General features: G+C 64.7%; 13 protein-coding genes. 7 read left to right on the forward strand and 6 right to left on the reverse strand.

Going from position 1 to position 14,399, the window contains the following annotated elements; genetic code table 11:
- Positions 1-107: 107 nt before the first annotated feature.
- From FJ936_RS27955 to FJ936_RS27965, 3 genes are all read right to left on the reverse strand, one after another.
- A complete protein-coding gene (locus tag FJ936_RS27955) occupies positions 108-947 on the reverse strand; it encodes a fumarylacetoacetate hydrolase family protein (RefSeq protein ID WP_141907243.1) in 840 nt (279 codons plus the stop codon).
- An 18-nt stretch (positions 948-965) separates the two neighbouring features.
- Complete coding sequence (locus FJ936_RS27960; RefSeq protein WP_141907244.1) at positions 966-1,853, reverse strand: glycosyltransferase; 888 nt, start codon at positions 1,851-1,853, stop codon at positions 966-968.
- A gap of 66 nt (positions 1,854-1,919) precedes the next feature.
- Positions 1,920-2,666, reverse strand: coding sequence for an SDR family NAD(P)-dependent oxidoreductase (locus FJ936_RS27965; protein ID WP_141907245.1), 747 nt, complete (start codon positions 2,664-2,666; stop codon positions 1,920-1,922).
- Positions 2,667-2,845: 179 nt separating this feature from the next.
- Between FJ936_RS27965 and FJ936_RS27970 the strand changes: the two genes are divergently transcribed.
- On the forward strand, positions 2,846-3,877 hold the full coding sequence (locus FJ936_RS27970; protein WP_181763191.1) for an aldo/keto reductase: 1,032 nt from the start codon (positions 2,846-2,848) through the stop codon (positions 3,875-3,877).
- 21 nt (positions 3,878-3,898) lie between these two features.
- On the opposite strand, the gene FJ936_RS27975 is transcribed toward FJ936_RS27970, so the two are convergent.
- From FJ936_RS27975 to FJ936_RS27985, 3 genes are all read right to left on the reverse strand, one after another.
- On the reverse strand, positions 3,899-5,410 hold the full coding sequence (locus FJ936_RS27975; RefSeq protein ID WP_141907247.1) for an altronate dehydratase family protein: 1,512 nt from the start codon (positions 5,408-5,410) through the stop codon (positions 3,899-3,901).
- Positions 5,411-5,643: 233 nt separating this feature from the next.
- Complete coding sequence (locus FJ936_RS27980; protein ID WP_141907248.1) at positions 5,644-5,973, reverse strand: L-rhamnose mutarotase; 330 nt, start codon at positions 5,971-5,973, stop codon at positions 5,644-5,646.
- 34 nt (positions 5,974-6,007) lie between these two features.
- A complete protein-coding gene (locus tag FJ936_RS27985; protein WP_141907249.1) occupies positions 6,008-6,682 on the reverse strand; it encodes a GntR family transcriptional regulator in 675 nt (224 codons plus the stop codon).
- A gap of 347 nt (positions 6,683-7,029) precedes the next feature.
- Here FJ936_RS27985 and FJ936_RS27990 point away from each other — a divergent pair, with 347 nt between their 5' ends.
- The 6 genes from FJ936_RS27990 (at position 7,030) to FJ936_RS28015 (ending at position 14,365) form a co-directional block, all read left to right on the forward strand.
- Entirely contained in the window at positions 7,030-8,502 is a 1,473-nt protein-coding gene (locus FJ936_RS27990; RefSeq protein WP_246680556.1) for a sugar ABC transporter ATP-binding protein, read from the forward strand.
- Entirely contained in the window at positions 8,499-9,497 is a 999-nt protein-coding gene (locus FJ936_RS27995; RefSeq protein WP_246680557.1) for an ABC transporter permease, read from the forward strand. Before FJ936_RS27990 ends, FJ936_RS27995 begins: the two co-directional genes overlap by 4 nt.
- On the forward strand, positions 9,494-10,492 hold the full coding sequence (locus FJ936_RS28000; protein WP_246680558.1) for an ABC transporter permease: 999 nt from the start codon (positions 9,494-9,496) through the stop codon (positions 10,490-10,492). The genes FJ936_RS27995 and FJ936_RS28000 overlap by 4 nt, the downstream gene beginning before the upstream one ends.
- Positions 10,493-10,506: 14 nt before the next feature.
- Positions 10,507-11,433 carry a sugar ABC transporter substrate-binding protein gene (locus tag FJ936_RS28005; protein WP_246680559.1) on the forward strand — a complete coding sequence of 309 codons (927 nt, stop codon included), beginning with the start codon at positions 10,507-10,509 and terminating at the stop codon, positions 11,431-11,433.
- Positions 11,434-11,552: 119 nt separating this feature from the next.
- Complete coding sequence (locus tag FJ936_RS28010) at positions 11,553-12,596, forward strand: MupA/Atu3671 family FMN-dependent luciferase-like monooxygenase (RefSeq protein WP_141907253.1); 1,044 nt, start codon at positions 11,553-11,555, stop codon at positions 12,594-12,596.
- 44 nt (positions 12,597-12,640) lie between these two features.
- Positions 12,641-14,365, forward strand: a complete 1,725-nt coding sequence (locus FJ936_RS28015) for a polyketide synthase (RefSeq protein WP_181763180.1) — start codon at positions 12,641-12,643, stop codon at positions 14,363-14,365.
- The last annotated feature ends 34 nt before the right edge of the window (positions 14,366-14,399 follow it).

Below are 14,399 nucleotides of genomic sequence, written 5' to 3' on the forward strand. Positions count from 1 at the left end.
GACACCGAAATAACCAGCCCATTCAAACCATAAAAACAAAACCCCGCCAAAATTGACGGGGTTTGTCAGCAGTCTGAGGGCCGCTCCGGCGGCCCTTTTATCTCTTGTCAGTTGTCGGCGCGAAAAACCTGCCGTTGCGTGCCGAGCCCTTCGATCCCCAGCTCGACGATGTCGCCGTCCCGGAGATAACGCGGCGGCTTGAAACCCTGGCCGACGCCGGGCGGCGTGCCGGTCGAGACGATATCGCCCGGATGCAGCGTCATGAACTGCGACAGGTAGCTGATGACATGCGCGACGCCGTAGACCATCGTTGCGGTCGAGCCGCTCTGCTTCATCTCGCCGCTGACCTTGAGCCACATTTTGAGCTTCTGCGGGTCGGCGACCTCGTCGCGCGTCACCAGCCAGGGGCCGGTCGGGCCGAACGTGTCGCAGGACTTTCCCTTGGTCCACTGCCCTGAGCGCTTGGTCTGGAAGTCCCGCTCGGAGACGTCGTTGATGACGCAATAGCCGGCGACGTGATCGAGCGCCTGTTCCTGCGTGACATATTTCGCCGGCTTGCCGATGACCACGCCGAGCTCGACCTCCCAGTCCGTAGCAGTCGAGCCGCGCGGGATCAGGACATCGTCATTGGGACCGCAGATCGCGGAGGTCGCCTTCATGAAGATCACCGGCTCCGGCGGCACTTCTAGTCCTGACTCCGCCGCGTGATCGGCATAGTTCAACCCGATGCAGATGAACTTGCCGGTGCCCGCCACGCACGGTCCGAGGCGCGGTTCGCCCGCGACGAGGGGAAGGCTTTCGATGTAGAGCTTCTCGGCCCAGGTGAGATCGGCGAGCGACCGTCCGCTTATGTCGTCGACGATGCCGCTGAGGTCGCGGATATGCCCGTTCCGGTCGAGCACGCCGGGACGTTCGGAGCCGGACGCTCCATAGCGAAGGAATTTCATAGAGTGTCTCCGGTTTCGCTATGCGGCGCTTGCCGCTCTTTTGTTCATCAGGAAGGCGTTGAGCTCCCAGGACTGGACATCGATGAGATGCTGTGTCTCCGGCCGGCCGAACTTGCTGTGCAGATAGATCTTGTTCGGTCGCGACGAGCGCGAATTGACCTCATGCGATTTCGGATGCGGCAGGTGGATGCCGCATGCCGCGCGGCAGATCGAGAACTCGGCGCCGCTCTCGAACAGCGACAGTGAGAAGTCGATGTCCTCGGCGCCCCAGGTGCGGTAGTTCTCGTCGAACCGGAAACGGTCGCCGAGCTTTTCGCGGCGCACCGAGATGTTGCCCGACCAGGCGATCGCCCATGGCACCGGCAGGTCCATCATCACGTCGTTGCAGGCGGCGTAGTTCTTTTCGCGCAGGTCCGAGAAGCGGCCGGTCTCGCGCAGCCTGCCGATCGTGCCGTCGACATCGTTGAGATCGAGCGCATCGATGGCGGCCTGCAGTTCTTCGGCGTGATCGTCGGTGTTGGAGAAGCCATAGAGGTAGCCAAGCACGACCTGATTTGGCTTGGCGTGCGCGCCTATGTGAGCCTTCACGAACCCTTGCGAGACGACGATGCCGCAGTCGAGCAGGATGCAGACCTCGCCTTCGGCAAGCTCGATGCCGAGATTGCGCGCGCGGCCCGCCCGGTAGCCATTGTCCTGCTGATAGACATAGCGGATCTGCGGGCCGCCGGTGAAGTTGCGCACCACATCCAGCGTGTTGTCGGACGAGCCGTCGTCGACGACGATGATCTCGAAATCATCCTTCGGGATGTTGCTGGCCTGCAGCGACCTCAGGTTCTGGTAAAGCATCTCTTCGCGATTGTAGGTCGGGATGATGACGCTTGCGGCGAATTTGGGCGATCGACTCATGACACTCCTCGCTCTCTCAATGGCCGCGTGCCGGCCTCGCCCGGCGTGCGGGTGCTTGCAACGCAGTTAGTAGGTGGTGCGTCCGCCCGACAGGTCGAATGTCGAGGCGGTGGTGAAGCTGTTCTCCTTCGAGACAAGCCACGCGACCATCGCGGCGGCCTCGTCGACCTCGAGCAGTCGGCCACGCGGAATGCGCGAGCGCATATATTCGATATGCTCGGGCGTGAGCTGCTCGAGGATGCGCGTCTGCGCGGTGGCGGGCGAAATGCAGTTCACGGCGATATCGTATTGCGCCAGCTCCTTGCCGAGCGACTTGGTCAGGCCGATGACGGCCGCCTTCGACGCCGAATAGGCGGCGGCATTCGGGTTGCCTTCCTTGCCGGCGACCGAAGCGATGTTGACGATGCGGCCGTAATTGCGCTCCTTCATGCCGGGTACCACGGCGCGGTTGACGTAAAAGGTGCCGTTGACGTTGATGTCGATGATCTTCTTCCACGTCTCGATGTCGTAAACGTCGAGCGGCACGGCCGGTCCGGCGATGCCGGCGGAATTCACGACGATGGAAATCTTGTCGGCGACCGCCTCGGTCCTGGCGCGAGCCGCATCCACCGCGTCCCAGTCCGCGATGTCGACAACCACGGTGGTGGCGGCCTTGCCGAGTTCTTTCCTGGCGCTTTCGAGGCACGCTTCGTCCATATCCCAAAGCGTCACGGTCGCGCCCGAGGCGACAAAGCGTTTAGCCATGGCGAAGCCCAGTCCCTGGGCCCCCCCGGTCACCACCGCGTGTTGACCGTCCAGATCGATCCTGTTCATATCGAGCGTTTCCTTCCGTCCAATTTTGTTGCGGATTCCCAGGTGGCGAACACCGTTTTGCGATGCGCCGGAACGGTTGGTCCGTCCGGGCTTCGATCCGACTTGCCCGGCCTTGTTATATTAGTGTAACAACTCTCGCAAGCATCATCTCCGGAATTATCCGGACGGGCTCGAGGAGGATTCGCGTGAAGGTTACTGAGCGGCGCGCCGTGGGCGCCACGGGGCTGCAACTGACGGCACTGGGCATGGGTTGTGCATCGCTCGGCGGGCTCTATGCGCCTGTCGATGCCGAGACCGCGATCACGACGCTGCAGGCGGCGCTCGATGCCGGCATCGGCTATTTCGACGCTGCCCCGATGTACGGCCTTGGCCGGGCCGAGCATATGCTCGGCTACTTTCTGCGCGAGCGCGTGCCGCAGGCGCCTGTCGTCGTCAGCACCAAGGTCGGCCGGTTGATGGCGCGCGAGCGGCCTGGACGGCCGCTGCCGCCGGAGGCCGAGAAGAACCCGCTCGATTCCGGGTGGCACAACGGCCTGCCGTTGCGCGAGGTCTTCGACTATTCCTACGACGCCATCATGCGCAGCTTCGACGACAGCCAGCAGCGCATGGGGCGGGCGCGGATCGACATGCTGTTCGTCCACGACATCGGCCGGGTCACCCATGCCGATGCCGCCGGCTTCCACTGGTCGGCCCTGACCATGGGCGGCGGCTTCCGGGCGCTTGCCGATTTGCGTGACGCCGGCATCATCGGCGGCTTCGGGCTCGGCGTGAACGAAGCCGAAGTGGTGCTCGACGCCATGAACGAGGCGCGTCTCGATTGCACCTTGCTTGCCGGTCGTCACACGCTGCTGGAGCAGAACGCGGATGCACTGCTGGCGAAGGCGCTGGACGAGGGCATGGCGATCGTCATCGGCGGCGTCTTCAATTCCGGCATCCTCGCCGCCGGCAACAGCGGCAACCGCAAGTTCAACTACCAGGACGTGCCGCAGGAGGTTGCCCGCAAAGTGGATGAACTGGCGGCCGCCTGCGCCGCGTTCGACGTGCCGCTCGCCGCGGCCGCCATCCAGTTCCCCTTCAGGCATCCGGCCGTGACCTCCGTGCTGATCGGTGCCAAGCATCCCGATCGCGTGCGCCAGAATGTCGGCTGGTTCGAGCAGGCGCTGCCGAACGAGCTGTGGCAGGCGCTTGAGGGCAGGGGCCTGATTTCCTAGGCGCGGAGCCGAGGGGCAGGGCTACATCGTCGCGCCGAGGCTCCACGGCACGAACTCGTTGTCGCCATAGCCCAGCGCTTCCGATTTGGTTCGGCCGCCGGAAGCGACGCGCAGGATCTCCTCGAAGATTTCCTGACCCTTCTGCGCCAGCGTCACGCCGTCCAGTATGTCGCCGCAGTTGATGTCCATGTCCTCGCGCATCTGCTCGAAGATGTACGAGTTCGAGGCGAGCTTGATCGACGGCGTCGGCTTGCAGCCGAAGGCCGAGCCGCGCCCGGTTGTGAAGCACAATATGTTGGCGCCACCGGCCACCTGGCCGGTTGCCGAGACTGGGTCGTAGCCGGGCGTGTCCATGAAGACGAGGCCGCGCTCGTTGATCGGCTCGGCATATTCCAGCACCGCGCGCAAATTGGTGGTGCCGCCCTTGGCCGACGCGCCGAGCGACTTCTCCAGGATAGTCGTCAGCCCGCCGAGCTTGTTGCCGGGCGAGGGGTTGTTGTTCATCTCCATGTCGTGCCTGGCGGTGTAATCCTCCCACCAGCGGATGCGTTCGATCAGCTTCTCGCCGACAGCGTGGCTTTCGGCGCGACGGGTCAAAAGATGTTCGGCGCCATAGATCTCGGGCGTCTCCGAAAGCACGGCCGTCCCACCCTGCTCGACGAGCAGATCGACCGCGGCGCCCAGCGCTGGATTGGCGCTGATGCCGGAATAGCCGTCCGAACCGCCGCATTGCAGCGCCAGCACCAATTCGGACGCCGGTTGTGGCGTGCGCTCGGCGGCGTTGACGGTCGGCAGCATCTCGACGATGGCGCGTACCCCGGCCTCGACGGTTTTGCGCGTGCCGCCGGTCTCCTGGATCGTCATGGTGCGGAAAGTGGTGCTCTCCTCGATGTTGTAGGATTGCATCCAGCGCGGGATCTGGAAGGCTTCGCAGCCAAGCCCGACCATCAGCACGCCGCCGACATTGGGATTGGTGGCAAAGCCCCATTGCGTGCGCTTCAACAGATCGTAGGCCGGGCCCTTGGTGTCGATGCCGCAGCCGGTGCCGTGTACCAGCGAGATGATGCCGTCGACATTGGGATGGTCGCGCAGGATGCCGGAACGATTGACCTCCTCGACGATGAAGCGCGCGACGCTGGCCGAGCAGTTCACCGAGGTCAGGACGGCGACGTAGTTGCGCGTGCCGACTTTGCCGTTCGGCCTGCGGTAGCCCATGAAGGTGGACCGCTCATCATCGGGAAGCATAGCCGTCTGTCTGGCGTTCGAGCCATAGCCGTAGTCACGCTCGAACTCGCGCAGATAGACATTGTGCTCGTGCACCCAATCCCCGGCCGTGATCGAGCCGCGCGCGAAGCCGATGGTCTGGCCGTATTTCACGATCGGCTCGTCCGCCGCGATGTCGCGCATGGCCATCTTGTGGCCGCGCGGGATGCGCGCCCGGGCAGTGACATCGTCGGCCTTTTCGCCGGTTGCCAGTGGGTCGACCGCCAGGACGATGTTGTCGGCGGGCGAAAGCCTGATGAAGCGTGTCATTCCCAAAGTCTCTGAAGAAAGCGCTCGCCAGTCCCGCGGCGAGATATCGGTGATTCAGAATACTAATATAATAGAATGTCAGTGGTCAAGCTGCGAAGCCAACGCGGGGCGCGGAGTGGGGATCAGGCTGTGGACTACGCCTCGCGCTTGAAGGCGGGAGATGCGATCACGAGTGGCAGGGCGTCCGTCTTCGCGCGTACGGTTGGATCGATCTCGGCCGGCGCGGCAAGCACTCAGTCCAGGTGGAAGACTTCCTGCATCGCCGCCCACCATTCGCCTTGCGCGCGGGTCGGCAACGGTTGCTGCATCGGGTCGCACAGCTCCCACCATTTGCGCATCGCCGGCTCTTCGCCCATGCGCGCGGCGTCCGTTGCGAAATCGTCGCCGTGATACTCCCAATAGGCGAAGAGCAGGTTTTCCGACTCGCGCAGGAAGATGGAATAGTTCCTGATGTTGGCGCGACTGATGATTTCGAGCACCCCGGGCCACACGGCTGCGTGGACACGTTTGTACTCAACCATCGCCTCGGCCTTCAGGCCGATGCAAAGCCCCATTCTCATCATCAGTTGGTCTCGCCTGGTTCTGTCGCGCGGTCGTTCAATCGAGCAGGTCGGCGGCGACTTCGAGCGTGTTGCGGAACGAGGTCTCCAGATGGCTCTCCATCGCTTGCGCCGCGCCCTCGGCGTCATGGCGCGTAAGCGCGTCGAGGATGGCCTCGTGCTGCTCGATCGTCTGTTCGCCATAGCCCGGCTCGGGGATGGCGAGGTAGCGGCCGCGATCCATCTGCGCCTTGGAGATGTCGACCGCCCGCCAGATCATCGGCAGGCCACAGATCTCGGCGATGGTGCGGTGGAAGACGTCGTCGAGCTGGATCGCCACGGCATAGCGGCCGCGCGCAATGGCGAGCTTGTGCGCGGCCATGTTGTCTTCCAGGAGTTCGGCTGCCTGCGGCGTCAGCTTGACGGCGGCGCGCCTGGCGCTTTCCATCTCCAGCGCCCGGCGGATGACGTAGGCTTCTTCAAGATCGGCGCGGCTGATCGGTGCGACATAGGTTCCGGTCTGCGCCAGGATCTTGACCAGCCCTTCGTCGCTGATGCGCTTGACCGCCTCGCGCACCGGCGTGCGCGAAACGCCGAGAGCCTCGGCGATCGCGACCTCGTTGATGATCTCGCCCGGCTTCAGCCGTCCGACGACGATCATATTGCGGATCTTGTTGTAGATCTGGTCGCGCAGCGGCAGCGCCCGGTTCAGGGTCGAGGGGTCTAGATCCATGAAAAATCCCATCCTTCGTCCACGCCAACTGCAAAAGTTATATTAGAATGTCAACCAGAATGCATCAGTGGATGTAGGCGACCCGGCCCCCGCCAAAAAGGGGCCGAAAACCAGCTTGTCAGAACTGTTATATTAGTGCAATAGTGCCCGCCGTCGCGATATTAACGTCGCGGCGAAGGCGTTGCTGGGGGTGCCGAAGCGCGGTTTGCGTGGACGCCTTCGCGGTCGGCTTGAGGGGCCGGCTTACGTTTCAAATGACCGTCGATCCCGTGCCGAGGCGCACCGGGGCCGTCTTGCCAGGGAGGACCAAGCCGGAAATGACTGCGGTGGCGGATTGTGCCCTCGACATGAGAGGCATTAGCAAAACGTTCCCGGGCGTGAAGGCGCTCTCGAACGTGAATTTCGCCGTCAAGTTCGGCACGGTGCACGCCGTCGTCGGCGAGAATGGCGCCGGCAAGTCCACCCTGATGAAAGTGCTCAACGGCTCCTATGCGCCGACTAGCGGCACGATCAAGGTGGGCGGCGCCGAGGTGCGTATGCGCAAACCGGCCGACGCCCAGGCGCTCGGCATCCGCATGGTGCATCAGGAGATCAATCTCGTCCCCGACCTGACCGTCGCCGAGAACGTCTATCTCGGCCGCATGCCCGGCAAATGGAGCTATCTGCGCAAGGGCGAGATGGTCCGCAAGGCTGCCGCCGTGCTCGACGAGCTGGGCGCCGCGATCAATCCGCGCGAGCGTCTTGGCAATTTGTCGATCAGCCAGCAGCAGCTGGTCGAGATCGCCAAGGCTTATGCTGCCCAGCCGCGCATCATCGTGCTGGACGAGCCGACATCGTCGCTCAGTGAACATGAGACGGCGGCGCTGTTCCGGATCCTGCGCAAGATGCGCAATGACGGCATCGCCATCATCTACATCAGCCACCGGCTGAAGGAGGTGCTGGAAATCGCCGACGAGGTCACCGTGCTGCGCGACGGCGCGATGATCGAGACGCGACCCATCGAGGGGATCACCGCCGGCGAGATGATCCGGCTGATGGTCGGTCGCGAGGTGAGCAACGTTTTTCCCAAAAGCGTGGCCGAGATCGGCGCCTCGGTGCTGCGCGTCGAGCGTATCGGCGACGGCGCGAGTTTCCGCGATGTGAGCTTCGACGTGCGGGCCGGAGAGATCCTTGGCCTGACCGGCCTTGTCGGCGCCGGACGCTCCGAAGTAGCGCGCGCCATTTTCGGCCTGTCGCGGATCGTCGAGGGCAGTGTCAGCATCAACGGCCGCAAGGTCGTCATCTCTTCGGCATCGGCGGCGGTGCGCGCCGGCATCGCTTATGTGCCTGAGGATCGCAAGGGCGACGGCATCGTGCCCGGCATGTCGGTGCGCGAAAACATCAGCCTGCCCATCCTGCGCCGGCTGACCAGTTTCGGCCGCATCCGCGGCAGCGCTGACCGTTCGTTGTCGGCCACTTACGTCAAGCAGTTTTCCATCTCGCCGCCGGATGGCGAGCGGCGCATCAATCTCCTGTCAGGTGGCAACCAGCAGAAGGCCGTCATCGCCAAATGGCTTGCGGCAAAACCGGCCGTGCTCATCCTCGACGAGCCGACGCGCGGCGTCGATGTCGGCGCCAAGGCCGAGATCCATCACATCATCGGCCAGCTCGTCGCCGACGGCATGGCGGTGGTGATGATCTCGTCCGAGTTGCCCGAAATCCTCGGCGTCTGCGACCGCGTCGTGGTCATGCGTGACGGCCGCGCATCGCAGCCGCTGACCCGCGCCGAGCTCACAGAGGAGCGCATCATGGCGCTTGCGACCGGGGAGGAAGCGGCGTGACGGACGCGGCCATGGAGATCAGCGGCGCGACCCGCAACGACCGTTTCACGCGCGGCAGCAGGCTCGTCGATATGCTGTCGAAGGCCGGCCTTTTGCTGGCGATCCTGGCGGTCGTGGCCTACGGCTCGTTCGCCAGCCCGGCCTTCTTCACCACCGGCAACCTCCTCAACGTGCTGACCTCGATGTCGATCGTCGGCATCGTCGTGGTCGGCATGACCTTCGTGCTCGTCGTCGGCGGCCTCGCCGACCTCTCTGTGCCTGCCGCCATCGCCTGCGGCGCCATCCTGTCGCTGGGGCTCCAGCCATTGATCGGCCCGGTGCCGGCCTTTGTCCTGGCGGTGGCGCTGGCCGGGTTGATCGGCCTCATCAACGGTGTCCTTGTCGGCTATGTCGGCATCAATCCGATCATCGCCACGCTCGGCGTCGGCACCATTGGACTTGGCATCGTCCAGGCGGCGGTCGGTGGCGTCATCGTGTACGGCTCGAACACGGCGTCGGCCGAATTCGCCAAGGGCCGGCTGCTCGGCATTCCGGTCGTGGTGCTGATCTTCCTGGTCATCGCGCTGATCGGCCATTTCGTTCTGTCGAGATCCTTCTGGGGGCGCTGGACGCTGGCGACCGGCGGCAATTACAACGCCGCCGAAGCGAGTGCCGTGCCGGTCAAGGCGGTCAAGGCCGGCGCCTTCGTCATCACGGCGCTCGCCTCCGGCATCAGCGGCGGCCTGCTCGGTCTCACCTTGCAGAGCGCACGGCCGCTGATCGGTTCCGGCTACGAATTCAGCGCCATCACCGCCGTGGTCGTCGGCGGCGTTTCGATCATCGGTGGCTTCGGCTCGGTGCCGAGGGCGATCGCCGGGCTGATCTTCGTGCAGTTGCTGACCAACGTCATGGTGCTGGAAGGCGTGCGCACGCCGATCCAGGGTTTCGTGCTCGGCATCCTGATCGCCGGCGCCGTCGGCATGGATGCGGCACTGCGCAAGCGGGGAGTGGCATGATGCGCTTGCTTGTCCTTGCCTCGCAGTACCGCGTGCTGATCATCCTCGGCCTGACGCTCGCCATCTCGGCGCTCGTCGTGCCTGGCTATCTGTCGGCTTCCACGCTCAGCCTCGGCCTCGACCGCGCCGCTACCATCGGCCTGATCGCTATCGGCCTGACGGTGCTTCTGATCGCCGGCCAGATCGACCTTTCCGGCGGCGCGGTGTTCGCGCTCGCCGGCATCATCTCGGTCATGCTGCAGCGTGAGATCGGCATCCTGCCGGCTGCGATTGTCGGCATCCTGGTCGGCACCGTCGCCGGCGCGATCAACGGCGCACTGGTGGTCGGCCTGAAGGTCAATTCGCTGGTGCTGACGCTCGCCACCATGCTGATCTTCCGCTCGCTCGCGCACTGGATCACCAACAGCCAGCCGGTGACCGGCACCGACATCATGCTGTCGCTGGCGCTGGCCAAGATATATCTTGAGATCTTCACCATCCGCAGCGCGCTGTTCATCGTCCTGATCGTGCTCTTGCATCTCTGGCTGACGCGCAGCATTCCCGGCCGCAACGTCTTTGCCGTCGGCTCCAATCCGGCCGCCGCCAAGGAAAGCGGCATCGCTTCGGACCGCATCGTCTTTCTCGGCTTCGTCTTTGCCGGCACGCTGGCCGGCCTCGCGGGCGTGCTGCAAAGCCTCGTCACCAACACCGGCTCGCCTGTCTTTGGCTCGGAGCTGACGGTCGCCGTCATCGCCGCCGTCGTCGTCGGCGGAACCCGTCTCGAAGGCGGCAGGGGATCCGCGCTCGGCACGCTTGGCGGCGTGCTGACCATCGGCTCGCTGACCATCGCGATGGAGTTCCAATCGGTACCCGCATACGTCCAGCAGGTCGTGTCCGGGCTGATCCTGATCCTGCTCGTCGTGCTCGATCGGGTCGTTACCACCAAGGGGAGGGCTCCGGGCACGCGCCCAGCGCTCGTTCGCGACGAACCAATCACTCAAGGAGGAAAACTATGACTGGGAGGAAACATATGAAAGGCATGCTCAAAATCGCCACCGTGGCGCTGCTGGCGTCGACCGGATGGGCGAGCGCCAAGACCATCTGCTACGTGACGGCGGCGGATTCGCATGCCTATGCGACGCCGGCCAACAAGGCGCTCGAGGCCCGCGCCAAAGAGCTCGGCATCGAGGTCTTGAGCCTCAGCCAGGATTTCGACGTGCAGAAGGGCACCGAGCAGCTCAACACCTGCGTGGCCCGCAAGGTCGACGGCATCATCCTGTGGCCGCTCGACCCACAGGCCTATATTCCGGGTCTCGCCCGCGCCCAGCAGGCCAACATCCCGGCCATCCTCATCAACTCGCCGATGAGCGACGACGCCAAGCCCTTCATCAAGTCCTTCACCGGACCGGACGTCTATGAGGAAGGCAAGATGGCGGCGGATTCGCTTAGCAAGGCGCTGGGCGGCAAGGGCTCGGTGGTCATCATCGCCGGCCAGGCCGGCAACGGCACCACCATCGGCCGCGTCGGCGGCTTCAACGATCGCCTCAAGGAGACCAACGCCGACATCAAGGTGCTCGACACCGTCAATGCCGACTTCGACCAGCAGAAGGCGCTGGTGGTGAGCCGTGACCTGATCACCCGCTTCGGCGACCAGATCAACGGCGTCTACGCCAATGACGACACCATGGCGCGCGGCTTCATCGACGCCTGGAAGGAAGCCAACCCGTCCAAGGCTGCGCCGCCGATCGTCGGCATCAACGGCCAGAAGGACGCTTTCGCGTCCATCAAGAGCGGCGAGATGTACTCGACCATCGTGCAGTCGCCCGTCGAGGACGGCCGCCTGGCGATCAACACGATGGCCGAAATCATCGACGGCAAGGAGGTCAAGGACCGGCTGCCGATCCCGCTGACCGTCGTCACCAAGGACAATGTCGGCTCGGTCGAACCGGCGTTCTGATCACGCGGCCGGCCTGGCTTGCCCGAGCCGGCCATTCTGTTGTTTCGCGGCGACTGGATTGACGGGCTGCGTCACGGCCGGAATGGCGGATCCGGCGGCGCGGCCGACGAGGACCGACCATGAAGTTCAGCCTGATCTTCTTTTCCAATTCCTTTCCGGAAGAGGCGGGGGGCGCCTATGCCGTGATCTCGGAGATGGCGCGCTATGGCGACCGGCACGGCTTCGAGGCCGTGTGGATCCCCGAGCGCCATTTCCACACCATGGGCGGCATCTATCCGAACCCGGCGGTGGTCGCCGCTTATCTGGCTTCGATCACCACCAACATCCGCTTGCGGGCCGGCAGCACCGTGGTGCCGCTGCATCATCCGGCAAGCATCGTCGAATCCTGGTCGGTGGTCGACAATCTCTCCAACGGCCGCGTCGACCTGGCGCTGGCGAGCGGCTGGAACGTCAACGACTTCGTGCTGGCGCCGTCTGCCTACCCCAATTTGCGCGAGCTGTGGTTCGAGCGCATCGCGGAAATCCGCGCGTTGTGGCGCGGCCAGCCGGTGAGCTATGCCAATGGCGCCGGCAAGCCGATGCCGATCGTGACGTACCCGCGTCCGCTGCAGCGGGAGCCGAATTTGTGGCTGACCGCGACCAAGCAGCCTGAGACTTTTCGCCGTGCCGGCGAGCTCGGCATGAATGTCTTGACCATGCTTGCCGGCATCTCGCTGGAGCAATTGGCGCACAAGACGGCGCTCTACCGGGAGGGCCGCAAGAGCGCCGGCCTCGATCCCGACACCGGCACGGTGACGCTCATGCTGCACACCTTCGTGCATGAGGACATCGAGACGGTGCACCGGGCTGTGCGCGGGCCATTCCTCGACTACATCAAGACCAGCCTGATCAGCCATCTGCAAGGCGGCGCGGTCGATGTCGGCCGCCGGCTTTCGGCGCAGGAGATCGATCAGATGGCGGAGTATTCCTTCGAACGTTACTTCAGCACGGCGGCTTTGTTCGGCACGGTGGCCGAGACGCGCAAGTTCGCGCTCGCCGCAAGGGAGGCCGGCGTCGGCGAGATTGCTTGCCTGCTCGATTACGGGCCGTCGGTCGCCGACATCCGCGCCAACCTGCCTTTCCTCGCCGAGCTGAAGCACAGCTTCGAGACCGTCGAAGCGTGAGTGTCATGAGCCCGAAGAACAGCGCGGGTCCAGGACAGGAAGCGATGGCGCGGCGACCCGCGCCGATCGCGATCGTCGGCCTGTCCTGCCGCTTCCCAGGCAGCGTCGGGCCGGACGCCTATCATCGCACGCTGATCGAGGGACGCGACCTGTTCTCGCCGCCGCCGCGCCATCGTTGGCCCTGGTGCGCCGACGACCGCATCGCCGTGCCCAAGGTCGGCGCGCTGGCCGATGTGCTGGACTTCGACAACGCGCTCTTCCGCGTCTCGCCGCGCGAGGCCGAGACGATCGATCCGCACCAGCGCGTGATGCTCGAAGAGGCATGGCTGGCGATCGGGAACGCCGGCTACCGGCTGGAAGATTTCCGGCACAAAACCACCGGGGTCTTCGTCGCCGTCTACAATCCGGATTTCCAGTTCTACGCGCGCGAAGGCGACTGGGACGAGATTTCGCGCATGTATCTCGCCACCGGTGCCGCCCACACCATGGTGCCGAACCGCATCTCCTATGTCTTCGATCTCAAGGGACCGAGCGAGGTGGTGGACACGGCTTGCTCAAGCGCGCTGGTTGCCATTCACCGCGCCGTCGAGGCGATCAGGAGCGGCGAGTGCGAGCAGGCGATCGTCGGTGGCGTGAGCCTTTTGCTGGAGCCGAGCCGTCTGGTCAGGCTGCAGGAGCTGGGACTTCTCAGCGTCACCGGCGAAAGCGCGCCCTTCGACCGGGAGTCGCGCGGACAAATGCTGGGCGAGGGGGCGGCGGCGCTAGTGCTCAAGCCGCTGGAAAACGCGCTCAGCGACCGCGATACGATCCATGCCGTCATCCATGGCAGCGGCGTCAATCATCAGGGTGCGGCGTCGGGAGGGTTGACGCGTCCGAGCGCGTCCGCGCAGGCCGAGCTGATCGCCAGGACGTGGGTGCGCCACGGCCTTGATCCGCGCGACGCGGGCTATGTCGAGGCGCATGGCAATGGCGGTGGTGGCGACCTCAGCGAGCTGCTGGCGTTTCAAGACGTCTTTGCCGAAGGGCTGCGCATCGGTTCGGTAAAGGGCAACATCGGCTTCCTCGAAGCGGCCGGCGGCCTGTCGCAGATCATCAAAGTGGTCATGGCGATGCGGCACCGCATCATGCCGGCCACGCGCGCGCATCGTCATCTGGTCGAGGATACGGCGCTGCGCCCCGGCGCAGTCGATGTGCTGCGCGACAACACGGACATTGACGATCTGTCATCCGGCAAGCCTTTCCTGGCCGGCGTCCATGCCTATGGGCTGGGCGGTTGCAACGCGCATGTCGTGCTCGGCGAAGCGCCGCCGCGAAGCGAAGACGGACACGAGCATCCGCTTCCCTTCCTGCTCTCCGGCGATGACGACGCTGAGTTGGCCGCAACCGCTGACAGCCTGCTGCAATGGCTGCGGCGAACGCCCTCCGCTTCGCTGCCGGATATCTCCTTCACGCTCGCCGCCGGACGACCCCAACAGCGGCGGCGAGCGGCCTTTTTTTGCTTATCGAAGGAGGCGCTCGCCGGTCGGCTGGGCAGCCTCGCCCACGGCCTGGAGCAAGCGCAGGCCGAGGTCGCAACAACGGTGGCGGACGACGATCTTCGTCGGGCAATGTCGCGCTGGCTCGACGGCGTGGATATCGCTTGGGAAGACTTACTGCTGCAAGGCCAAAGGATCGAGCTTGCACCCGCGCCGCTTCGCCGCCGCCGCTTCCCACTGCCGGCAATTGCCGGCGTCGAGCTCGTGAGCGAAGGCCGCAGAGCTTCAGCCTGAAAGCTCCGCCACGTTGTGCCGCGCGACGACGAGG

This window comes from Mesorhizobium sp. B2-4-13, from assembly GCF_006658535.1.
Taxonomy (GTDB): domain Bacteria; phylum Pseudomonadota; class Alphaproteobacteria; order Rhizobiales; family Rhizobiaceae; genus Mesorhizobium; species Mesorhizobium australicum.